The sequence below is a fragment of the Pseudoxanthomonas sp. SE1 genome, from assembly GCF_029542205.1.
In the GTDB taxonomy this organism is placed as follows: domain Bacteria; phylum Pseudomonadota; class Gammaproteobacteria; order Xanthomonadales; family Xanthomonadaceae; genus Pseudoxanthomonas_A.
This window is the reverse complement of the sequence record NZ_CP113783.1, coordinates 735,940-758,992: the sequence shown is the minus strand read 5'-3', so window position 1 is coordinate 758,992 and position 23,053 is coordinate 735,940. Positions and strand designations below refer to the sequence as shown.

Annotated in this window: 22 protein-coding genes and 1 tRNA gene; 3 read left to right on the top strand and 20 right to left on the bottom strand. The window is 63.7% G+C overall.

Annotated elements, in window-relative coordinates:
- Positions 1-339: 339 nt before the first annotated feature.
- Together OY559_RS03455 and OY559_RS03450 are read right to left on the bottom strand one after the other, a co-directional pair.
- A complete protein-coding gene (locus OY559_RS03455; RefSeq protein WP_277728722.1) occupies positions 340-1,236 on the bottom strand; it encodes an OmpA family protein in 897 nt (298 codons plus the stop codon).
- On the bottom strand, positions 1,233-1,628 hold the full coding sequence (locus OY559_RS03450; RefSeq protein WP_277728721.1) for a DUF4398 domain-containing protein: 396 nt from the start codon (positions 1,626-1,628) through the stop codon (positions 1,233-1,235). Before OY559_RS03450 ends, OY559_RS03455 begins: the two co-directional genes overlap by 4 nt.
- A gap of 94 nt (positions 1,629-1,722) precedes the next feature.
- On the opposite strand from OY559_RS03450, the gene OY559_RS03445 reads away from it, so the two are divergent.
- Positions 1,723-2,862, top strand: coding sequence for a PilT/PilU family type 4a pilus ATPase (locus OY559_RS03445; protein ID WP_277728720.1), 1,140 nt, complete (start codon positions 1,723-1,725; stop codon positions 2,860-2,862).
- 53 nt (positions 2,863-2,915) lie between these two features.
- Here OY559_RS03445 and maiA read toward each other — a convergent pair whose 3' ends face one another.
- From maiA to rplM, 6 genes are all read right to left on the bottom strand, one after another.
- Positions 2,916-3,578, bottom strand: a complete 663-nt coding sequence (gene maiA, locus OY559_RS03440) for a maleylacetoacetate isomerase (protein ID WP_277728719.1) — start codon at positions 3,576-3,578, stop codon at positions 2,916-2,918.
- Between the two features lie 98 nt (positions 3,579-3,676).
- Complete coding sequence (locus tag OY559_RS03435; protein WP_277728718.1) at positions 3,677-4,666, bottom strand: fumarylacetoacetate hydrolase family protein; 990 nt, start codon at positions 4,664-4,666, stop codon at positions 3,677-3,679.
- 63 nt (positions 4,667-4,729) lie between these two features.
- Entirely contained in the window at positions 4,730-5,467 is a 738-nt protein-coding gene (locus OY559_RS03430; protein WP_277728717.1) for a 2OG-Fe dioxygenase family protein, read from the bottom strand.
- A 77-nt stretch (positions 5,468-5,544) separates the two neighbouring features.
- Positions 5,545-5,619, bottom strand: a tRNA-Gln gene (locus OY559_RS03425).
- A gap of 33 nt (positions 5,620-5,652) precedes the next feature.
- A complete protein-coding gene (gene rpsI, locus OY559_RS03420; protein ID WP_142123406.1) occupies positions 5,653-6,045 on the bottom strand; it encodes a 30S ribosomal protein S9 in 393 nt (130 codons plus the stop codon).
- A 2-nt stretch (positions 6,046-6,047) separates the two neighbouring features.
- Complete coding sequence (gene rplM, locus OY559_RS03415) at positions 6,048-6,476, bottom strand: 50S ribosomal protein L13 (protein WP_055936916.1); 429 nt, start codon at positions 6,474-6,476, stop codon at positions 6,048-6,050.
- Between the two features lie 192 nt (positions 6,477-6,668).
- Here rplM and coq7 point away from each other — a divergent pair, with 192 nt between their 5' ends.
- On the top strand, positions 6,669-7,310 hold the full coding sequence (gene coq7 / locus OY559_RS03410) for a 2-polyprenyl-3-methyl-6-methoxy-1,4-benzoquinone monooxygenase (protein WP_277728716.1): 642 nt from the start codon (positions 6,669-6,671) through the stop codon (positions 7,308-7,310).
- Positions 7,311-7,451: 141 nt separating this feature from the next.
- On the opposite strand, the gene sugE is transcribed toward coq7, so the two are convergent.
- On the bottom strand, positions 7,452-7,766 hold the full coding sequence (gene sugE, locus OY559_RS03405; protein WP_277728715.1) for a quaternary ammonium compound efflux SMR transporter SugE: 315 nt from the start codon (positions 7,764-7,766) through the stop codon (positions 7,452-7,454).
- Between the two features lie 180 nt (positions 7,767-7,946).
- Entirely contained in the window at positions 7,947-8,741 is a 795-nt protein-coding gene (gene speD, locus OY559_RS03400) for an adenosylmethionine decarboxylase (protein ID WP_056879496.1), read from the bottom strand.
- 187 nt (positions 8,742-8,928) lie between these two features.
- Between speD and crp the strand changes: the two genes are divergently transcribed.
- Entirely contained in the window at positions 8,929-9,615 is a 687-nt protein-coding gene (crp, locus tag OY559_RS03395; RefSeq protein ID WP_225590783.1) for a cAMP-activated global transcriptional regulator CRP, read from the top strand.
- A gap of 250 nt (positions 9,616-9,865) precedes the next feature.
- On the opposite strand, the gene OY559_RS03390 is transcribed toward crp, so the two are convergent.
- From OY559_RS03390 to OY559_RS03345, 10 genes are all read right to left on the bottom strand, one after another.
- Positions 9,866-11,086 carry an alpha/beta hydrolase family protein gene (locus tag OY559_RS03390; protein ID WP_277728714.1) on the bottom strand — a complete coding sequence of 407 codons (1,221 nt, stop codon included), beginning with the start codon at positions 11,084-11,086 and terminating at the stop codon, positions 9,866-9,868.
- Between the two features lie 2 nt (positions 11,087-11,088).
- The gene (locus OY559_RS03385; RefSeq protein WP_277728713.1) at positions 11,089-11,646 is read right to left on the bottom strand and encodes a hypothetical protein; all 558 of its coding nucleotides are present in this window, start codon (positions 11,644-11,646) and stop codon (positions 11,089-11,091) included.
- Positions 11,647-11,891: 245 nt separating this feature from the next.
- A complete protein-coding gene (locus OY559_RS03380) occupies positions 11,892-13,718 on the bottom strand; it encodes a peptidoglycan-binding protein (protein WP_277728712.1) in 1,827 nt (608 codons plus the stop codon).
- A 96-nt stretch (positions 13,719-13,814) separates the two neighbouring features.
- Positions 13,815-14,687: a hypothetical protein gene (locus tag OY559_RS03375; RefSeq protein WP_277728711.1), complete on the bottom strand. Its 873-nt coding sequence runs from the start codon at positions 14,685-14,687 to the stop codon at positions 13,815-13,817.
- A 2,273-nt stretch (positions 14,688-16,960) separates the two neighbouring features.
- Entirely contained in the window at positions 16,961-18,007 is a 1,047-nt protein-coding gene (locus OY559_RS03370) for a TrbL/VirB6 family protein (protein WP_277728710.1), read from the bottom strand.
- Positions 18,008-18,092: 85 nt separating this feature from the next.
- Positions 18,093-18,803, bottom strand: a complete 711-nt coding sequence (locus OY559_RS03365; RefSeq protein WP_277728709.1) for a type IV secretion system protein — start codon at positions 18,801-18,803, stop codon at positions 18,093-18,095.
- Positions 18,804-18,932: 129 nt separating this feature from the next.
- Positions 18,933-21,407, bottom strand: coding sequence for a VirB4 family type IV secretion/conjugal transfer ATPase (locus OY559_RS03360; protein ID WP_277728708.1), 2,475 nt, complete (start codon positions 21,405-21,407; stop codon positions 18,933-18,935).
- Between the two features lie 4 nt (positions 21,408-21,411).
- The gene (locus tag OY559_RS03355) at positions 21,412-21,726 is read right to left on the bottom strand and encodes a VirB3 family type IV secretion system protein (RefSeq protein ID WP_277728707.1); all 315 of its coding nucleotides are present in this window, start codon (positions 21,724-21,726) and stop codon (positions 21,412-21,414) included.
- Positions 21,719-22,093 (bottom strand): TrbC/VirB2 family protein, encoded by a 375-nt coding sequence (locus OY559_RS03350; RefSeq protein ID WP_277728706.1) that lies wholly within the window; start codon positions 22,091-22,093, stop codon positions 21,719-21,721. The genes OY559_RS03355 and OY559_RS03350 overlap by 8 nt, the downstream gene beginning before the upstream one ends.
- A gap of 75 nt (positions 22,094-22,168) precedes the next feature.
- Positions 22,169-22,954, bottom strand: coding sequence for a lytic transglycosylase domain-containing protein (locus tag OY559_RS03345; RefSeq protein ID WP_277728705.1), 786 nt, complete (start codon positions 22,952-22,954; stop codon positions 22,169-22,171).
- Positions 22,955-23,053 lie beyond the last annotated feature (99 nt).

Here is a 23,053-nt window from a genome sequence, read left to right as displayed (position 1 = left end):
GCGGAAATACGAACGCCCCGGCCTTTGCAGGCGCGGGGCGTTGGCTTGGGAGCGGAGCATCTTGCCGGCACCGCGGGCACCTCCCACCGGAATGCCCGCTGCAGCCTGGCTGCCGGCGGGGGTCTCCTGCGGAATCGGTACGGGCGTCATCGGGTCGATTCTCCGGTGAGCCAAGCGACAGGGATCGCTTGGGTATACGACCCTACTCCTCACTGCCGGGCTCGACAAGACCCGTCGCAAGTGGTTGATTCGAAAGGATTCCGCCCGTAAGCGGAGCATTCAGGCCCGCCTCGCAGCCGCCTTGCGGATTCGTACAACCCCATGATTTACATGGGGATATCAATGCGTGATGACGACCTCCAGCGCGCGCGCCTTGCTGCCGGTGCCCTTGCCCGCGCTCTGCAGGCGCGACTTGGGTACGCCGGCCGCCATCAGGGCATCGCGCAGCGCATCGGCGCGGCGCTGTCCGGGGGTCTGCTTGTCCCCGAACCCGTCGATGCGGGCACGGGCTTTCGGATTGGCCTGCAGGTACGCGGCGAGCGCGCTGGCGCTGGACGCGCCGCCGGCGGACAGCTTCGCCGAACTGGCGGTGAAAACATCCGCCCCCAAGGTGAAAACCTCACCACGAGTGTCGAACTTCGAAGCGGGCAGCTTGGCGCCCGAGACCAGTTCCGCCTCCTCGCGCGCCAGCTTCAGCTCGCGCTGACGGGCCGCACTCAACCGGTTCGCCTGCTGGCCCGCGACGGTATCCAGCGTGGTTTCCGCTTCCTGGCGCGCCAACGCCTCGGCTTCTGCGGCCATGCGGAGACGTTCGGTTTCCTCGGCCTGGATCTGCGCCTGCACTCGCAGGCGTTCCGCCTCACGGCGCGCGCGCTCGGCTTCGCGACGGCTCGCCTCCACCAGCAATTCGCTGCGGGTGCGGTCCAGCCTGTCGGCTTCGCGGCGGGCGGCCTGCGTACGTGCGGCGATCTCCGCGATCTCCACCCGGCGTTCCGCTACGTACTGGGCGGTCTCGCGCTGGCTGCGACGCGCCTTGTCGAAGGCGGTGATGGCCTGTTGTGCCCGCAACTTCTCATAGGCCGCCAGTTCCCCCAGCGCCGGATCGGCATGCAGGGCCGACAACCGCTGGTTGAGCTGCAGGACCACCGGATTGTCGGCTGCTGACACGGTGACGGAACTCAGCGCCAGCATCAGCCCCAGCGCACCGGTCCGGATCACCTTGCTGGACGCCCTCATCGCTCGCCCTCCGCGCCGATCTGGCGTTGCAGGTCGGCGATCTCCGTCTTCCGCTGCGCCACTTCGGCCGTCGCCACCGCCTCCAGGCTGCGGGCGCGCGCAAGATCCGCGTCCGCCGAGGCCCGCAGGGCCAGATCCAGCGCGTCCTTCTTGTCGCGTGCCGCATGCGCAGCCTGCGCCTGCGCCAAGGCCTGTCTCGCGGCCTCCAGCGGCTGCGGGGCGTACTGGTCCGCATCGGCCTGGTCTGCGCGCTGCACTGCCTGCACAGCGGCTTCCAGTTCAGGGGGCAATGCGCTCTGGGCCAATGCAGGCCCGCCGGCCACGGCCAGTGCTGCTACTGCGGCCGCCATCACATGCAGGGGCCGGCGGAAGTGTGAGAAGCTAACTGTCATTGGGGTGCCGTGACGTTGAGGGGTGCGCGCGGCCATTGTCGGAAGCCTTTGGCGCCGTTGCAACGTCGCGCCGCGCATCTTGGGAGCTTTGCACATGGACATCGGCTATTTCCTGAAGCTGATGACCGAGAAGAACGCCTCGGACATGTTTCTCACCACCGGGGCGCCGGTGTACATCAAGATCGAGGGCAAGCTCTATCCCTTGGGCAATACCGGCCTGCCGCCGGGCATGGTGAAGAAGATCGCCTATTCGCTGATGGACGAGGGCCAGGTGCCCGTGTTCGAGCGCGAACTGGAGCTCAACATGGCCATCGCCCTGCAGGACGCAGGGCGCTTCCGCGTCAACGTCTTCAAGCAGCGCGGTGAGGTGGGCATGGTGATCCGCGCGATCCGCAGCGTGATCCCCAGCATCGAAGAGCTGAACCTGCCGCCGGTGCTGAAGGACATCATCATGACCCCGCGCGGGCTGGTGCTGATTGTGGGCTCCACCGGATCGGGCAAGTCGACCTCGCTCGCCTCGATGATCGACTATCGCAACACCACCAGCACCGGCCATATCCTCACCATCGAGGATCCGATCGAGTACCTGCACAGGCATAAGCAGTCGATCGTCAACCAGCGCGAAGTGGGCCTGGACACGCATGCGTTCCACAACGCACTGAAGAATGCGATGCGCGAGGCGCCGGACGTCATCCTGATCGGCGAGATCCTGGACGCCACCACGATGGAGGCCGCCATCGCCTTCGCCGAAACCGGCCATCTGTGCCTGGCGACACTGCACTCGAACAACGCCGACCAGACCATCGAGCGCATCCTCAACTTCTTCCCGGAAAGCGCGCACAAGAACGTATTGATGAACCTGGCGCTCAACCTGCGCGCCGTCGTATCCCAACGCCTGGTGAAGGGTACCGACGGGCGTCGCATGCCGGCGGCGGAAGTGTTGATCAACACGCCGATGATCCGCGACCTGCTGCGCCGCGGGCAGGTGCACGAGATCAAGGCCGCCATGGAGGAATCGCTGGAGGAAGGCATGGAGACCTTCGACCAATGCCTGTTCCGCATGGTCAAGGAGGGCCAGATCGAGCAGGAGGAAGCGCTGCGCGCAGCGGACTCGCGCGACGGCCTGGCACTGAAGTTCCGCCTGTCCGAAGGCAGCAAGGGCGAACACGACCCTTACGCCGACTACGACACCGGCAGCAGCAGTTCGCCGCGCATCACGCACGGCTTCGGCTGACTGCACCACGGCGGCAGTGAGCAAAAAGGGCGGAGAACTCCGCCCTTTTTCATTCAGGCATTTGCGTCAGGCTGGTTTTCCGGGCGCGCCTGATCGAAGGCCGGCAGAGCCAGGCAGGCCTGCTCGATGCGGACGATGGCCGGGAATGCCGCCAGGTCCACGCCAAAGCGACGCGCATTGAACACCTGCGGCACCAGGCAGCAATCCGCCAGCCCCGGCGTCTGCCCGTGGCAGAACAACGCGCCCGTTGCGGCGTCTTCGGCGAGCAGCGACTCGATCGCCTCGAATCCTTCGACGATCCAGTGCTTGACCCACTCGTCGCGCTCGGACTGCGGCACGTTCCAGGTACCGTCGAAATACTGCAGCACGCGCAGGTTGTTGAGCGGATGGATGTCGCAGGCGACCATCTGCGCTAGTGCACGCACGCGCGCACGGTCGCGCGCCGTCATCGGCAGCAGCCGGGGGGAAGGCCAGGCTTCGTCGAGGTACTCGAGGATCGCCATCGACTGTCGGATCACGCGCACGCCATGTTGCAGCGTGGGCACCATGTGCTGGGGATTCTTGGCGACGTAGTCCGGATTGTGCTGCTGCCCGCCTTCACGGACCAGATGCACGGGCACCGTTTCGTATGGCAGCCCTTTCAGGTTCAGGCCGATGCGCACGCGATAGGCGGCACTGGAGCGCCAATAGGAATACAGCCGCAGTTGCTCAGCCATGCAAGCCGCCTCCCGCGGTTTGCCCCTTCGATTGCCTGGAATACGCGTCCATGTCCGCCTCGAGCCTTCCTTTGTTCACACTGGCCCCGCGCGCGCCATCAAGGCAAGGGCTGCGGCTCCATCCTTTGCTCGATCACACCAAAAATGGAACGGCCGTCACGGTCTTTCATTTCGATGTGGACGACATCGCCGAACTTCATGAACGGCGTCGAGGGCTTGCCGTCACGCAGGGTTTCCACCGTGCGCTGTTCGGCAAAACACGAGGCGCCCTTGGACGTGTCCTCGTTGGCAATGGTGCCGGAGCCGACAATCGTGCCCGCCGACAGCGGCCGGGTCTTGGCCGCATGCGCGACCAACTGGGCGAAATCGAACTGCATGTCCACTCCTGCCTCGGGTGCGCCGAACCAGGCGCCATTGATGTGCGTCACCAGCGGCAGATGAACCTTGTTGTCGCGCCAAGCGTCGCCCAGTTCATCCGGGGTGACGAACACCGGCGACAACGCCGAACGCGGTTTGGACTGCAGGAAGCCGAAACCTTTCGCCAGTTCGCCCGGGATCAGGTTGCGCAGGGACACATCGTTCACCAGACCTATCAGCTGGATGTGGCCCGCGGCCTGCGTCGCCGTGACCGCCATGGGCACATCGTCGGTGATGACGACGATCTCCGCTTCCAGATCGATGCCATAGTCTTCGCTGACCACTTTCACCGGATCGCGCGGGCCATGAAAGGCGGCGCTGGTGGCCTGGTACATCAGCGGATCCGTGTAGAAGCTCGCCGGGACCTCCGCGTTGCGGGCGCGGCGGACGCGCTCCACGTGCGGCAGGTAGGCGCTGCCATCGACGAACTCGTAGGCCCGCGGCAGCGGCGCGGCCAGCGCCTGCATGTCGATGTCGAACGCGCCGTCGGCGTCGCCGGAATTCAATGATTCGTACAGCGCGTTGAGACGCGGCGCGGTGTTGCTCCAATCCTCCAGCGCACGCTGCAACGTCGGTGCGATGCCGGTGGCGCGCACGCCGCGGGCCAGATCACGCGATACGACGATGAGCGTGCCGTCACGACCGCCTTCCTTCAGGGAACCCAGCTTCATCGGAACTCCAGATGCCGGCGCCCACGCGCCATGGTTTCAATTGTAACGAAATGCGCGCCACAGTCAGCCGGCGCCCGGATCACCTTGGAAGCCGTCCCGACGGAATGTCAGCACCAAGGTATCGCGATGACCCCGTCCATCCAGCGGCTGGATCGGGGTGGACTCATGAATCACGCGCTCGTCATCCAGGAACAGCAACGACCATGGCGCTTCCAGCGTAAAGCGCTGGCCGTCCGGGCCCGCAGCAGCGAACACCCGGGTCTCGCCGCCCTTGATGCCCATGCGCGCCAGCAACAGCACCGCGACGAAATCCACCCCATCCCGATGCGCGCCTTCGGGCGTGGGACGCCCGATACCATCCGTCGTGTCGATGCGGAACTGGTGGGCCTCCACGAACCACGGCCGTTCGCCCTTCAGCGTCGAGCACCATCGCCCTAGTCCGGACAACAACTGTCGCCATGCGGCGTTCCCACTGACGGCAGGCTCTATCGGTTCGAACCAGCGCTGCATGCCGCCATGGAGGGCGTTGTAGTCCAACGACTGCCAGTGCGCACGATGCGGAGCCTGCGCCATGCTGTCCGCGTCGACGATGAAGCAGGAATGCCGACGGCGCCGGTAACGTCCACCGTCCTTCAGGTACTCGTCCACTTCCAGCCGCTCCCAGCTTGGCAGCAGCGGGTCCAGGGCGTCCAGGCCGACGCCGGTCGCGTCGGCCATGGCGCGCGGCTCCAGCACCACGTAACCGCGCTCCTGCATGCGGCGCAGGGCCTCATCCGGCGGACAGAACGGGGGTTGGAACATGGCGACCATCGGCGATATCCCTCAACGCAAAAACCCGCCAGAGGCGGGCTTTTGCGGATGTCCAGTGGACTTCAAGTTGGCAGCCCCGGATGGATTCGAACCACCGAATGCCTGAGTCAGAGTCAGGTGCCTTACCGCTTGGCGACGGGGCTGTATAACCAGTGACGCGTAGTGTAACGCGTCTGTTAGCGCTTGGAGAACTGGGTGGCGCGGCGCGCCTTGTGCAGGCCGACCTTCTTGCGCTCGACTTCGCGCGCATCACGGGTCATGAAGCCCGCCTTGCGCAGCTCGTTCTTCAGGGTTTCGTCGTACTCCACCAGCGCGCGGGCGATGCCCAGGCGGATGGCGCCGGCCTGGCCGGTGGTGCCGCCGCCGGTCGTGGTGACCTTGATGTCGAAGCTTTCGGTGTTCTTGGTCAGCTCCAGCGGCTGGCGCACGATCATGCGCGCGGTTTCACGGCCGAAGAACTCGTCCAGCGGACGGTCGTTGACGGTGATGGTGCCGGTGCCCTTGCGCAGGAACACGCGGGCGGTGGAGGACTTGCGACGGCCGGTGCCGTAGTTCTGAGTGATAGCCATGATTAGATGTCCAGGACCTGCGGCTGCTGAGCGGCGTGCGGATGATTCGGGCCGGCGTAGACCTTGAGCTTGCGATACATGTCGCGGCCCAGCGGGCCCTTCGGCAGCATGCCCTTCACGGCGGTTTCGATGACGCGCTCCGGGTGGCGCTCCAGCGCCTGCGCCAGGGTCTCGGTCTTCAGATTGCCGATATAGCCCGTGAAGCGGTGGTACTTCTTGTCGGCCAGCTTGTTGCCGGTGACGTGGATCTTCTCGGCGTTGATGACGACCAGGTAGTCGCCGGTATCAACGTGAGGGGTATAGACGGGCTTGTGCTTGCCGCGGAGGCGGCGGGCCAGCTCGGTGGACAGGCGACCGAGGGTCTTGCCTGCTGCGTCGACGACGTACCAGTCGCGCTGGACTGTCTCGGACTTGGCGGTAAAGGTGCTCATGTGGATCTCATGTGTCTGGTCGGGCGGATTCCGCGGTTGCACCGGCGGAACTTTGCCACGCGTTGTGAAGGGTGAAACGGAAGAGGCGGGATTGTACGGGGCGAGGGCGCCGCGTGCAAGTCGCCGGAGCGCCCCTGCCCCCATGCCGGTTGACCGGCAGACGCCCATGCGGCGAGCCGGCACAATGGCGGCATGAACACACGGACCTTCTCCCTCCTGGACCACTGGCTCGTGGAAGCCCAGCGCGGCCTGGACACGGTCTTCGGCAATCCGCCGGCCAACCGCCCCAACCCGGCCGGAGATACCCCGGAGGTCGCGCTCGATGCCGCCGAGCAGCATCATGCCGCCGGACTGATGCGCATCAACCACGTGGGCGAGGTATGCGCACAGGGCCTCTATTTTGGCCAGGCCGCCGTTGCACGCGACCCCGCGACCCGCGCCCACCTGATGGAAGCCGCCCAGGAGGAAACCGACCATCTGGCGTGGTGCGCCGACCGGCTGCGGGAGCTGGACAGTCGCCCCAGCGTATTCAACCCGCTCTGGTACGCCGGCAGTTACGCACTCGGAGCCTTGGCGGGCCTGCGCGGGGACGGCTGGAGCCTGGGCTTCGTGGTCGAAACCGAGCGCCAGGTGGAAGCCCACCTGGACGAACATCTGGAAACCCTGCCCCCTGCCGATCTGCGTAGCCGGGAGATCCTGACCGTCATGAAGGCCGACGAAGCCCGCCACGCCGACCACGCGGAACAGGCCGGCGCACGCACTCTGCCCGCCCCCATCCCGACGCTGATGGCCGGCGCCTCCAAGCTCATGAAGGCCGTCGCCTACAGGCTGTAGAGCGGAGCTGGCGCCACTGCCTTTCGGCCGGGACACCATGCGCCGACCCCCATGTGGAGCCGAGCAGGCTCGGCTCTATGTCTCGTGCATCTGCAGACGACGGGCGGCGATGGGCGCATCCAGTCGTGCGCGGGGCGCGCGCTACGACGCCAGCTTCAGGCCGATGATGCCCGCCACGATCAGGCCTATGCAGACCAGTCGCGCCGCCGTGGCGGGCTCCTGGAACAGCCACATGCCGACGAACGCCGTGCCCACGGCGCCGATGCCCACCCAGATGACATAGCCCGTGCCGAGCGGGATGTGCTTCAGCGCCACCGCCAGCAACCAGAAGCTGGCGGCCGCCGCCACCGCGGTGATCACACTGGGCACCAGGCGAGTGAAGCCCTCGGAATACTTCAGTCCCACCGCCCACGCCACTTCCAGCAATCCCGCCAGCACCAGATACACCCACGCCATACGTCACCTCCTCAGGTGGATTGCCCGGGCCATAACGCAGAACGGCCCGGAACTCGCGTTCCGGACCGCCGTCGGTCCTGATGCGCGGCTCGCGCCGCGGGCGGGTCGTCCCGCCGTTTGTGTGGGCAGACTAGCGCAGGCCATCCGAACCGGATGTAACCCGCACCCGTCGCCAACCCGTCATTCCGACAGATTGCGCCCGTGGTACAGCTCTTCGATCTCCCGCTTCAGGCGCGCCTCGATCTTCATGCGCTCCTTGAACGACAGGTTCTTGGCCTTTTCCTCGAACAGGTAGTTGTCGAGGTCGAACTCCTTCAGGTGCATCTTCGTGTGGAAGATGTTCTCCTGGTAGACGTTCACGTCGAGCATCTCGTAGCGCGACTTGATGTTCTTGGCCAGGAAGTCCTGGATCGAATTGATCTTGTGGTCGATGTAGTGCTTCTTGCCCTTCACGTCGCGGGTAAAGCCGCGCACCCGGTAGTCCATGATGACGATGTCGGACTCGAGGCTTTCGATCAGGTAGTTCAGTGCCTTCAGCGGCGAGATCACGCCGCAGGTGGCCACGTCGATGTCCGCGCGGAACGTCGCGATGCCGTTGTCCGGATGGGTTTCCGGATACGTGTGCACCGTGATGTGGGACTTGTCCATGTGGGCAACCACCGCGTCGGAGATGATCTCCTTGCCCGCATCCTTCTTGTCGATCACCGGCTCCTCGGAGATGAGGATCGTCACCGACGCGCCCTGCGGATCGTAGTCCTGGCGGGCCACGTTCAGGATGTTGGCGCCGATGATCTCCGCCACATCCGTCAGGATCTGGGTCAGGCGATCGGCGTTGTATTCCTCGTCGATGTACTCGATGTACCGGCGGCGCTCGTCCTCGGACGAGGCATAGCACACGTCGTAGATGTTGAAGCTCAGCGCCTTGGTGAGGTTGTTGAAGCCTTGCAGCCGCAGGCGAGGCAGGGGTTTTACCACGGCGGTGGTCCCTCTCTGGGGGGTGTCGGATGAGGGGGCGGATTATGCGCCATATGGGATGACAGCGGAATGTCCGCGGCCGCGCGTCGGCGGGCCGCCGCAGGACTGGCCCAGCCCTTGCATGGCCTGCGTTTGCCGTGGGCCACGTATTCGGACTAAGCTTCCTGAATTACAAGCCGTGACCACCATGAGCCCAGGCATCCCCCTTTCAGCCCCCGCTCGCCCCGCCGCCAGCCCCCTGACGCCGGACAACGCCACGCTTGAGCGCTTCCTGGCCCACAGCCATCGGCGCCGCTACCCGGCCCGCGCCGACGTCTTCCGCCCCGGCGACCCGGCGGGCACGCTGTATTACGTGGTCAGCGGCTCGGTCAGCATCATCACCGAGGAAGACGACGACCGTGAGCTGGTGCTCGGCTACTTCGGTTCCGGCGAGTTCGTCGGCGAGATGGGGCTGTTCATCGAGTCGGACCGCCGGGAAGTGATCCTGCGCACCCGCACCCAATGCGAACTGGCCGAAATCAGCTACGAACGCCTGCACCAGCTGTTCATGGGCACGCTGTCGGCTGATGCCCCCAAGCTGCTCTATGCCATCGGCGCGCAGCTCTCGCGGCGCCTGCTGGACACCAGCCGCAAGGCCAGCCGCCTCGCGTTCCTCGACGTGACCGACCGGATCGTGCGCACCCTGCACGACCTGGCCCGCGAGCCGGAGGCGATGAGCCATCCGCAGGGCACCCAGTTGCGCGTCTCGCGCCAGGAATTGGCCCGCCTGGTGGGCTGCTCGCGCGAGATGGCAGGCCGTGTGCTCAAGAAGCTGCAGGCCGATGGCTCCCTGCATGCGCGCGGCAAGACTGTCGTGCTGTACGGTACCCGCTGACCGCAACCATCCAAGCAGGCCACCGAATGGTCGCCTGCCCACCGACCGCCATGTCGTGCGTTCCGGGCATTTCGCACGGCCATTCACCCGAAGCTGAACCCTCTTCGTCCCTGTGCCCCTCCGCGCGTGAGCCGGGCTGACCGTCCGCATCCGCACATGCCGCAGCCGTCCGGCATCAAACGCCTGGACAGGCGCGCGCGGCGGCGATCCGCGCGCACCCGGCCTGCTGCTCCCTCACCGCAGGAATTCTTCAGCGGAAGATATCTTGCGGCGCCTGCGTCCGTTGCTCCATGGCCGGACCTGCGACGCGTTGCTGCGCGTCCAGCGCCTGCTGGTGCGCGTCGACGCGGGCATACCATGCCTGACCGACAGCGGATGCCTGCAGGCCCTGTTGCGCCGTCTGCAGCGCCGCAGGGCTTCCTTCGCGTGCTGCCGCCAGCAGACGTTCGATCTCCGGGCTCGGCTGCCACGCAGCAGGAGCGCCTGACGTGACCGATGGGGCAGGCGTCGCCTGCGGTGTGCCGGTCTGACGGCGCACCTCCTGCGCTGCCGGCTCGCCCGGGGCCATCGGCCCCCGAACGCGATCGATGCCGTCGAGCACCAGGCCCAACGGACCGCGCGCCGCGACCGTGACGCCGCGACGCAGATCGCCTACATCGTTCCGATAGTCCGCGATGATGCCGCGGTGATCCTCCGCGAGCCGCCGCGCCTGCGGATCGGCCAGCGCGGAGCGATCGGCTCGCCCTTCGTCATCCACCGGCAGGAAGTTGTGCATGCTGTGCGAGTCGGCGGACACCACCGACGCGGCCAACGGCATGTCCCGCTGCAGCAGGTCCCGCAGCATGTTGCTGTGATAACCGGTGCGGTGGAGGGTCTCGATCTCCTGCGCAGTTGCGTAGACGCGCATCTGCCCGTAATGGGGACTGGCAGAGCTGACCGCGTCGACCGCCATCACGTGGTTGGTCACGCGGTCGCCACCTTCCGGAATGCGCCGGTCCAGGCTGGCCGCGCCATAGGCGTTGAACGTCTCGCCCCGCAAGTCGAAGTGGTGGGCGGACACTTGGGCCAGCGTGCCGCCGAGGGAGTGTCCGGTCACGGTCACTTCGGGCACCGCTCTGCCCGGCTCGCGTCCCTGCCGTTCCGCGTACTCGACCGCGCGACGGGTCAGTTCCACCGCATCCGCGGCCTGGCTGTTGGTGCGCGCGAACACCATGCCGCCGTCGGCGACCACGCCGTCGCGGAAAGCCTCCCGCCCGAACTCGGTGCCGCGATGGGCGGCGACCACCGCGCCACTCGCCTCATGCTGATAGACGGTGCCCTGGTAACCGGTGCGCGGATTGTCCGCATGGTCGATCACGCGGTAGCGCTCGCCGCCGATGACGACGTCCTTGTTGAGCAGGCCCTGCATCTGCCCGCCACGGTCGTAGCTGTGGTCCGCAAGGTAGGCATACTGCTGCGAGGTGAGTCCCATGGTCAGGCCTCCTTCGCGGTCAAAACGATGCCGAAGAACGCGTCACGCTGGTCGGCCGGCACCTTCTGCAGGTCCGGCTGACCGTAGTCGCGGTAACTGTCCGTGTCCGGCTCGCGCGGATAGCGCGCCTTCCAGTAATGGATCGCCTTGGGCGTGCCCTGCGGCAGTTCGTCGCCATTGAGCTTGGCCACGAAGCGCGTGCCCCCCTCGGCACCCGGTGCCTGAAGCTGCACCTGGGCCTGGATCAGCTGCCAGCGGCACACGCCGCGCCCGTGGTAGTCGGCATCGACCATTCCGTCGGCATGGAAGACACCGGCGTACTCGTTGTCGGAGACGCGCTGCAGGCGCACTGGGATGTCGTGGGTCGGCACGGCCGAGGTATGGCCTCCCGGATTGTCCTTCGGTGGCGGCAGGCATTCGGGATTGACGACGTCGTACTGCGCCGCGCTGGAGACGACCTCCAGGGGACCGGGAGCTCCCTCGATGCGCAGCGTCAGACGATAGGTCTGGCGCGGAGCGGGATTCTCGGTGAATGTCGGGGGGCTGTTCTGACTGTCCATGGCACCGCTGCAGGCTGTGGGGGAAACAAGAAGGAGAAGGAAGGCCGTCGTCAACGCCTTACTTCGCCCATCCGGTAAGTGATCCATCTTCATTCTCCTCGACTCGCATCGGCGACTGACGCCGTCCTCGGGATTCCGGCTGTACGGAGGCACGGCACAAGAACCGGGACCCGCGCACACCTTGACGATTGACGATCGCGTTGAACGACGGGCGCAGAGCCACGCTGGCCGGCGCCCCACGCGACTCAACGGGCCGGACCCGTCGGGTCGCGGCCCATGACGGACGGTTCGATCGTTGGCGATTCCTTCCGCCACGAATCGCCCGCGGGCGTCTTGAGGTAGTCTTCCAGCGCCTGGCGCATGGCCCGGTCATCACCCCCGTGCATCGCGGAGAACATGCGATCCACGAACGAACGCTGCGCATCCTCACTGCGTGGATTCTGCGGTGTAGTTTCGGTGGGCTTGGGGTCGCGGTTGGCCGCCGCCAGTGCTTCACGCGAACGCTCCCCGAAGATCCCGTCCACCTTCAGCCCACGATCTTCCTGGAACGCGCGCAAGGCATGCTCGGTCTGTGGGCCGAACTTGCCCGACACCGTTTCCAATGGGCGACCATCGGCGCCCCGATACCCCAGCTGGTTGAGTTGCTGCTGCAACTCGCGCACCGGGGCTCCCGATGCGCCGTCCCGCAACACCTCAGGCGTTGCAGTGCGGGCCGGCACCGCCGCATCCCGCTCGGCACCGCGCAGAGGGGGCAACGGATCGACCTGACGGCCGTCGCGCCACATTTCGAAGTGCAGGTGGGTATCTCCCTGCGCCGGCGTGTTGCCGGTACGCCCCATGGTGCCGATCTGTTGCCCGGCCTCCACCCGCTGGCCGTTGCGCACGCTGAACTCATCCAGGTGGAAGTACTTGGTGAGCGAGCCATCGTCATGCCGCACGTGCACCGTATTGCCTGCCGCGCCATTGTTCGGGCGCACTACCACCGTCCCACCGGCCACCGCCACCACCGGATCGCCGACATCGCCCTGGATGTCGATGCCGCCATGCCGCCGACCACCACTGCGCGGCGTACCGAATTCGCCCCGGCCTTCGCGCGGCTTGTCGGCCTCGTTGATGTCGCGATTGCCCGGCGTCGGCCACGCGAGTCCGCCTTCGCGCGGCTGCGCTTCCTCAGGCTGGGCGCGGTTGCGCTGCTGTTCGGGCAACGCGAGCTGCTGCGCGATGGCGTCGCGCGTGCGCGCGTCGGCGTTGCCGGTGGCTTCCAGCTGATTTGCTGTCTGGAACGCACGCACCGCTTCCTGCGTCCTGCCGCCATAGATGCCCGAGCGCGTTTCCAGCTCCGCTCCCTGGCCATCGCGGAACCCAAGCTGGTTCAACGACGCCTGCAAGGCGCGCACCTCTTCGCCCCGCTCGCCGTTCTGCAGCACGTCATCGGCCAGCGGCGAAGCACGCTCGCGCACGGCCGCATCGGCCTGGCTGGCCTGGATGCCGCGATCGGGGATGCTGATGGCCGCGTACTTGGTGTTCCAGTACTGCGAGAACGTCGTCGCCAGTTCGCGATCATCGAGTCCGCGAAGTTCTGCAGGCTTGCGCCCTGTCAGTCTCTCGACATCACTGGCACTGATGTTCCCCAATATATTCCGGCGGGTACTCGTGAGCGCGAACTCTCCTGTCGCGATGGCGCTTTGCACAGACTCATAGCCAGCAGCCCCCTGCTGGTGAGCAAGATAAAGATCGAGCCCGCTTGGCGTCGTGTTTCCGGACAGAAAATCGTGGCCGTTACGCTGCTGTCTGCGGCTGATGTCCGCAAGATTGTCCTGGTACAGCGCTGCGGCCGCACGCGTACTCTGCACGGGATCGAATTCCTGGCCCGTTATGCCGTAATCCTCCGCCGTGCGCGGCATGAACTGAAACAACCCCTTCGCACCACTGGGGTTGCTTGCATCGGGGTTGAAGCGGCCGCCCGTCTCGATGTAGGCGAACCGCAGGAAGTCCTCGCGGGGAATGCCGCTCGCCTGTGCCTGGCGTTCGACGATATCGAGGATCTGTTCACGGGTGTAGTCACTGGCCATCACTGGCTCCTCTTGCTGATGTTCGCGACCGTGGGTCGCAGGACGTCAACCGGGCTCGATCCGTGAGCCTTCTACAGGACGGTCAACTCGAAAGGTTCAGGGCGTGTAGCGCTCTGCATTCGCGTCGAAGCGGTAGGTTACCGCATCCGCGGGCCCGAGCGTACGTACCTTGCCGGAGCCGGAGTTCGTGTTTCCCGAGGGGGTGACTTTCAATGCAGGCAGTCCTCCGTCCGACGCCGGCTCGAAGGCCAGTTCGCCGGTGCTGGCCGTGCAGGGCATCACCTGACCGTCACTGCAGGCAGCTTGATTGTCCCCGCCAACGCGCACGCTGCCAATGTATCCCCACTGACGGAACGACAATGCGTCCTTGCCATTGGGATCGAAGAGGAACATGGCGAACGACTGCACCTCCTCGCCATTCATGAAATCTCGCGTGGGAACAGCCAGCACGTAGCGACCATCGGCCGTTGCGTACCCTTGCGCCTTGCGCGACGTATCGATCTCGTCCGCGCGCCCCAATCGTCCGAACTCACCGACGTAGCCATCGGTATCCGGCTTCGACCACTCCACCTTGCCATCCTTCTCGACGCGCGTGAACGTCGCCTGCGAGATGGCGACATGCTCGGGATCATCCATCATCCCGTTCTCGCCCTCTGGACCTTCGCCCTCGCTTTTGCTGCCGAAACCGGTGAAGTAATGCTTCCCGTTCAGATCGAACGCATGGCCGTACCAGTAGCTGACGGTGGCGCCGCCGTCGACTTTGTAGCTGACCGCACCATCGCCGTCGCGCTGGTAGATGAAATACAACACGCTATCGGCGGAGGGCGGCTTCAGCTCTGACATGTCGTGTTCCTTCTTTTCTGGGCGAACTTCCTGATTGGCCGTATCCGCGACGCGTGCGGTCTGCGCATCGCAACCGCTGCCGAGCAGCACCATCACGACCAGGAAAAAATGGAGGGCGTAGTTCATGGATTGCGACCTCGTATGCGATGCCTCAGCATCGGTAGCTGAACTGACCACACTCAAACCGCCACCATGTTCGTGTCTAGCAGGAGCGCGTCAGCTTTCCCTAGAAGCGAGCTAGCATGCGGCATCCCATTTCGGATGACACAGCAGCAACCGATCAGCTGCTCCTCGTCCGCATTGGCCACCGTAACTCGACTCGTATTGGCGCATCCGAACAAGCAACCAACCGTAGGGATGCCACTAGAGCACGACGCATGATTTGTCCGCATAACCGTTGAGCCCATGGTGCAATCTAAAACAAGCAAGCCTGCCGGCGATGTCAACCCATCCGTATCACTCGTAGATCAGGATAGGAGCCGTACAGTTCGTATATTTCACTTGACACACACGCCCTCCATTTTTACTTGAGCAACCATCAATAGCCAGCTTGGAGGCGGACTCAATGGTCGGTGCGCTCTGATAGGTCGGCATCATCGGCGCCTTGAGATCATCGACCACTTCAGCCACTACGGCGCAACTGTTCTTGTAGGTGAAGACGAACTTGCACTCCCAGCCTCCCATGGCCTTGCACTTTGCGACTGCCTCTCGACGTGCGTCTCTGCGACTGAAATGACCTGTGGATGTGCCGACGTTTCCGGAATCCGTGTCCTCTGCCAAAGCTCCCCATGTCGCCTTCCAACGCGTGTAGACCTTTCCTGCAGGAAGATCCCACCGCCCCCCGCCCCTCCACCGGGGCCGCAAGCAGGGGCTGCCTGGCGCCACACCCTGGGGGGGGGCTGTTTGCGCGTAAGAAGCCATCGAGAACATAAGCAAGACTACAAAGACCGTCGTGCGCATCATGAATGATCCATCCTTAGCTGTACCGTCTATGTGTTGGATAAGAAGGAGCATTGCCATGCGCTTGCGTAGGCGCCGGTGACTGCTCGCCACTGCTTACACCGGCTGACCCGGTGCGCCGGGCTGTTGCGACGGCCGAAAAGCACTGTAAGGCGTCAAGTTGCAAGCACTCCCTCGAACAACATCGCGGCCATAGAAGGAGCCTTTACGATGAGCGTGGTCAGAATGAGTTCCAACCAGCCCAGCCGCATCGCTGTGCCGACGACATTTTCGCTGCCGAGTAGGGACGGCCGGTTGCAATTCCCTTTATCGGTAGTCCAACACGGGAGCTGTACAGTTGGAGTAAACGATCTTGCACTTGTGACCATTGTTATCACGAGCGCAAGCTTCAAGCACAGGCCTGCTTGCCTCCTCTACGCTGGGACCGCTCCCTTGAACTGAGGCGATCGGCTGGAGGTCCTCGACAGTCTCGGCAACTACGGCACATTGATTCTCATACGTCAGCGTGACCTTGCAGTTTCTCCCGCCCAAAGCGGCACATTTAGCCATCGCCGCCTTGCTGGCGGCTCGGCGACTGAACTGACCTGTTGAAGTTCCAATCACAGACTGCGCATCATCTGATGCAAATGCACCCCATGTCAGTTTCCAGCGCTGTCTCGGCATCGACGGAGGAGGCGGTGGAAGCCACCCTCCACCACTCGGACCGCAAGCAGGGCTACCTGGCGCCACACCCTGGGGGCAGGCTGTTTGCGCATTGGCTGCTGATGCCCCGCCAAGTAGAAGAAACAACAGTACTTCTTTCGATTCCATGGCAAACCTCACAGAGCTAGGCGATAGCACTTCTATGGCTATGAACGGTCATTGGAGTCTGCTGGACAGAGCTATTCGCTGCTGGCGCCGGCGCGTATGAGGGCTCCACATCGATCACTCGTGGATCAGAACCGGGGCAGTGCAGTTCCTGTAGTTCACTTGGCAGGTGCCTCCTCCATTCTTACTTGAGCAAATCTCAAGGGCCCGCCTGGAAGCGTCCTCAATGGTCGGCGCAGCCTGAACTACAGACATTGGCGAGTTGACAGCATCGACCGGATCAGCCACCGCCGCACAACTATTCTTGTAAGTGAAGATCAACTTACATTCCGAGCCACCGATAGCCTTGCACTTTCCCACCGCTTCGCGGCGAGCGTCCCCGCGACTGAAATGACCCGTTGATGTGCCAACTTTCCCGGCAGCGGTATCCTCTGCCAAAGCCCCCCATGTCGTCTTCCAACGCGTATAGACCTTTCCTGCAGGAAGATCCCACCCGCCTCCTACGCCCCCACCCGGACCGCAACGTGGATCCCCAGGTCCTACGCCCTGTGGACACGCGGTCTGCGCATAAGAAGGGATCGAGAACATCAGCAGGAGCAACGAAATCGTTGTGCGCATCATCGACGGCCACCTTAGTTGTATTGCTTGTTCATTGCATGCGAGGAAGGATAGGTGGTATGCGATGGCGAGGTAACCTGCGCCGAGGATTGTCCCCCGCTGCTTACTCCGCTATAGCCCGGCTGACCTGGCGCACCTGGCTGCTGCAATGGCTGGAAAGCACTGTAGGGCGTAAATTGACCAAGCGTTCCCTGAAACAGCATCGCCGCCATCGGCGGGGCGCTTACGATGAGCGCGGTCAAGATCAAACCGAGCCCACCTTGCTGCATGGCCATGTTGGTAACGTTCTCTCCGCCAAAGCCCAACGCACTGGTAATCCAGAATGCGGTTCCGACGGCAATAACCATGTCCAAGGCAAGCGTGACCATCACGGTCAGCAATGCCATCGAGAACAACGTCCCTATTCCGTACATGAGCCACTTCTGGAAAAGTGATTTGGTTTGCTCGAACAGAAGGCAGAGAATGAAGACCGGCCCCATGGCGATAACCAGGCCGATCGCAACTTTGTTCAGCATCATCGCCACTGCCGCCATGATGGCAGGCGCTCCCAACCCTACGCCCGTGAAAAGCAGCGCCCTTTCTTTCTGCTTCTCGGTCACCATGTCGTGATTGCTGTCTACCGTATCGATGGCGGACAGCGCAACCTGCATGATGGCCAGCGTTCGGTCGATGTCTCCATATGCACCGCCTTCATCCGGTTCGCCCGTCATCGTTTCATTGATGGTCTTCGTCAGCCCGTCCGTCAGCGACTCATAGATCGGACCCCAGGAAACGGCGGCGCCCAGTGCGATGCCCACGATGAATGTTGCCCGAAGCGAGCTGACTACCAGGGCCAGCATGGATTCCCGAGACTGCCCGGTAACGATCCGATATCCCTGGATCATGATCCACAGCGTAAGGAGTATCGTCCCGATACCACCCACGACTCGCATGACTCTTCGGCCAAGATTTGGCAGGTATTCATTGATAAGCTCGTCATCGATGAAATCGTTGATCTCATGGAAGAAGACCATGTTGGGTAATGACGCATGCAGGGGCAGCCATCCTGCTGCCGCCTCCATGATCGAGAGCGCTCCGACGTCCATTTATGTGAGGGCCTGTGCTTGATGGTTGATCACGATCCAGCTTGTCATGGTGACGCAGACGCTATCGCTCTCGACTGCGCGCAACCTGCAGGGCACCCTTCAGGGCGCCGTACTGGACGACGTCACCCAGCAAGCCACGTCCCTTGCCGTTGAACGCGGCCTGACCCAGCCACACCTGCTCGGTGTTCAAGGCTTTCAGACTTGCGTCATAGGCATCCAACAGGGTATTCGCGTTCTGGATGTCAAGAGCAACGTACGCCTCCAGTTGGGCGATGTTGGCTTTCACTCGTTCCAGCGCGCCCGGTTGATCCGCGGGTACGGCAGCAGCCTGCTTTTTAAGTTCCTCCATTTGCCTATCCCTGACATCAAGATTCTTCAGCACTCTCACCATCACGTTGTAGCGCGTGTTCTCTGTCTGGATGATCGCGACACAGTTCTTGAACTGACGCTCGGCAATACTCTTGAGCTGTGCTGGACCTGTGCGCAGGCCACTGCCAGTGCCGCAGCGCTCTGCCACATAGTCGTTCAGACCACGCTCCGACAATGTCTCGCGATAGCCCAATCCACCATTGAAAGATGGTCCGTTCACATACTTCTGCTCAAGCTCGCGGATCTGCGTGCGGTACTGCTCCATCTGCCTCTGCAGCTCTTGATACATCTGCCTGTACTGCTCGATCCACGCGAACTTGTTGATGCCGATGTGCGCGCCATCGATCACGGGAACTCCCGACGCTTGCGTGGCGCCCCACGGTACGAGCAGGATCAACGCCATGACAGAAGCGAGGCGACGCTTCGGCGCGGAGTGGCAGTGGGCTGAGTTGACGTGAGACATAGACCATCTCTCCTTGTGCCGAGCGGGTCACGGCGACCTCGCCTGCCGGCATGCTTGACAGTTGACTTACTAGGTATAGGCGCGCCTACTGCTCCCGCTTTTTTCCTGAGGCGATCGGGAGGAGGCCATACGGCCCGAGCCCTTCCGCTCCTCCTGGAAGCGCGGCAGCCACTGCTCGGGCAGCAGATCGGCCTTGTCGATCTCAAGGCGCTGCGCTTCTTCGTCGACGATCCGGTGCATGATCTCGATGTTGTCGGTACTGGCCGAGATCACCGCCAGCGCATCATCCATGCCGCGCAGGTTGAGTTGACAGACCGTCGACGCATGTCCCTGCTTGACGAGGAAGCAGCGCGAGCGTTCGTCCAGGCTCTTGATGACCTGGAACTCGGCATCGGTCAGCTTCAGGCCATCGATGTAGTCGTCGCGGGACGCATTGGGATTAGGCAACAGGATCAGCGTGGCGGTCTGCTCGATCAGCGCGGCGGAAATGTCGCTCGCCAGCGCATCTTCCGGACTCTGCGTGGCGAAGATGCCCAGGCCATTCTGCTTCCGGATCGTCTTCTGCTTGTTCTTGGCGAAATCCTTGAGCGCGCCACCACCGTCGAGGATCTTCCAGAACTCGTCCATCACGTAGATGAGCGGACGCCCGTCGATCAGCTCCTCCAGCCGGTGCAGCAGGTAATTGATCACCGGCACGCGGATCTCGGCATTCTCGATGACGTCGGTGTAATCGAAGCCGATGATGCTAGCCCGGTCGAGGTCGATGGTATCCACCGGATTGTCGAAGACCCAGCCCAACGCGTTGCCGGCTGTCCACTTGCGCAGGCGCGCGTACAGGCCGTCGTCGCCCATGTTGGGCAGGCTCTTCTGGAAATTGGTCATCGAGCGCAGGTGGAATGGCATGTCGAGCATCGCCTCAACCGCCCGGAACACGTCCTCGTCCTCACGGGCGGTGTAATGCGTCTTGGCCGCCAGCACCTTGATCAACCCGGCGAGGAACTGCACGTTGGCATCCGTTCGCTCGCACTGGAACGGATTGAAGCCGGTCGGCTGGCCATTCTCCAGCGCCAGGTAGTTGCCGCCGCAGGCGCGTACGAAGATCTCCGCGCCACGATCCTTGTCGAAGAAGAAGATGGTCGGCACCGGATCGAACTTCTGGACCTGGCTCAGCAGGAAGTTGATCAGTGCCGTCTTGCCGGTGCCCGACTTGCCGATGACCATGGTGTTGGCGATCGCTTTCTCCCCCAACGAATTCTCGGCAGGATGGGTAGCGTGGAAGTTGAAGTAATAGGGCTGGCCATTGGTGGTCTGCAGTACGGTGACGCATTCGCCCCAGGGGTTATTGTCCCGCTTGCCGGTGGCGAAGTTGTGCAAGGGCGACAGGCCCAGGAAGTTCAGCGAGCTGACATTCGCCAGCCGTGTCCGGTAGCGCCAGTTGCCGGGCAGCTGGGAGTAGAAGGACGAGCACACCGCCAGGTCCTCCTTGGTAGAAACGAAACCGGCATTGGACAGCTCGGCCCGGGCCACCGCGACGTTCTGTGAGAGGCGTGCCTGATCCTCCGCATACAGGGTCATGATGAAGTGATACTCGCCCAGCACGAAGTTGCCCGAGGCGACCTGATCCATGGCACCGTCCAGTTCCGCGATCTGGCTGACCGCCTTGTCGCCGGACGAGATCATCATTCCCTTGGTGCGGTCCAGCACCTTCAGCGCGTCCTGTCGCCCCATCGGACTGAACGAATGGGTGATGACGTACTCGAAGTCGAGGTACTTCAGTCCGTTGAGAATGCCGGGCCAGGTGCCGTCCGTGTACTCCTTTATGTTGAGGATCGCGCCGAAATGGTTCTGCCCGTCAGGCGTACTGACCACGAAGTCGCCGGTCTTCGACGAGAACATGTGCCGGCTGACTGCGAGGTAGTCGTAGAGTGGCGCCCGCAGTACCGGGACAGGCTCCGAGATGCGGTTGAGCACGAAGCCGAAGAACTCCAGCGTCTCGGAGAAAACGCCACCCGTGTCGGACTCGTACATGCCCAGCCTGACCGGCGCGTAGTCCTTCAGCACCGCCTCCACATTGCCTGCCAGTTCCATCAGCTTGGACACGGCCTGCTCCTGCTCGGCCTGCAGGCGAGGGATATTCGCGGACTTCTCGACGAACTTCTTGCCCATCACGATAGGTCGGAAGATCATCGTGAGGTACAGTTCGTTCCGCATGATCTTCTGCGCAGACAGTGCGTCGAAGTAGCCGTCGGAAAGCGTCTGATTGAACGTCTGGCCGAAGCGCGCACCGGAGCGGACGCGTCCGCGGCGCCGCAGGTCATGTACCCAGAACGCAACGTTGACGAAGTCGGGGGCCCGCAACGTCTGCAGCATCCGGTTGAACGTGTTGTGTCGATGCTCCAGCTCCCATTCCTCACGCCCTACGAAGGGAAGCCCATCCATCCGCCAGGTCAGCAGGAAATCGCCACCCGTGGTCTTGACCACGTGCGGCGACACATGGGCGGACAGGGGGATGAACTCGGCGATGGACAGGTCGGGCGCGAGCATGGGTTCAGTCCGGGATCGATTCGTCGAAACGCTTGCGGTACGCATTGGGCGTGAAAACCCACATACCTTCATGGTGACGGAGGTTCCGGACCTTGGTCCGGAACTGCCACCGCAGCCCGAGCAGCCGGAAGATCATCTCGTCGCGGCGCGCCATCTGCCGCATGATGAAGATGACCACCGGCAGCAGGGCCAGGAAGAACATGTTGAAGTAGAACGTGAGCAGCAGGCAGCCGCCCGCCCCGATCGTGAAAGGCACGTAAGGCACCCCCATGAACATGGGCGGGCGTGTGCAGCCCCTGAACAGCACGTTCTTATGCATGCTGCAGCAGCATCTGGCCGACCACCATGGCCGTGGAGGTCACGTCGTCCGGCAGCAGCATCTTCGCGATCTGCGCCGCAGCACCGATCAGGAAACCGCCGACCAGCACCGGCGCCACGTCACCGATACGCTTCTGATTGAATGCGATCTGGTACCCCGCGAAGATCACGGCGATGGTGACGATGGCGATGGATGCAACGTTCAGCAGGGAATTTATGTTGGTGAAGAAACTGGTAACGCGCCCCTGTGCACCCGTGGCGTCCTGGGCAAGCGCGAGTTCGGGAAATGCCAGTGCGACGGCAGAGGCCATCATCACGACCAGGGCGGTGGATGCCTGCTTGGCTTGAGTAACGTGCGTGTTGTTCATATGTCGACCCCAAATGGTGGTTGCAATGGTGGGTGGCACTTTCGCGTGCCGTTGAGCCATCCGTGGCGGGTACTGCTAGAAGACGAAAGCGTCATCCCTCCCGGATACCTGCACGACCTGCGGCGCCGGTGGCGTCGCGGTTGTGTTCTGGTGATAGGCCTGCACCAGCACGGGTGCGTCGGCCGACGGTTGCGCAATCACCGGCGCAGCGTTTGTCGCAGGCGCGGATGCGGGCGGTGCCTGGAGCGCCCCCGCCACGGACATGGCGGATGCGGGCATGGCGCTTCGATTGGACCGCGCTTCCTCAATGCGACGCGCCACGCGCGACGAAGGTACGCTTGCGGCGTTCGTGCGAGCAGCCGCGCTTCGCCGCGTCCCCGTCGTGCGATCGATCACCGGGATGGCCGGCGCGGTGTCGTCGCCAGGCTGGCGTTGCCAGGATGCCAACACCTTCTGCACGTAGCCATGCCGGTATCCGGTGACGAAATTTCCGGAGTAGTAGCAGCTGAAGGATTTCCCCCAATCCTGGCCGGATCGTGCATAGCATTCAGCCAGGATCCGCGAGCCCGCACGAAGGTTCGGGCAGACATCGAACGCCTTCTCGTAACTGTCCAGGCCTTGCTGCGCCAGGTTGTAGCGATTGACCTGCGCCAGCCCCAGCGAGAAGTTGTAGCCGCGCGCCTCGAGCATCCTCGCGGTAGACACGGCTTCCGGCAGATTGCGCGGCTGCCGCGCCAGGCGGCCACCCACTACGCCGATGGCGTAGCGATTGAATGAAGATTCGACCTTCACCACGTGGTGCATGACCGTGGCGGGGACCGCCAGGTCGGTGCATCCCATCAGCTCCATGCCAGGCAACATCGCCTCACCCTCCTCCCTGCGTGCGGGCAGGGCCGACACATCGCCGGATACCGCCCGCGTCCTTCTGCGACGACGCGTGCCATTCTCCTCGCACGGACG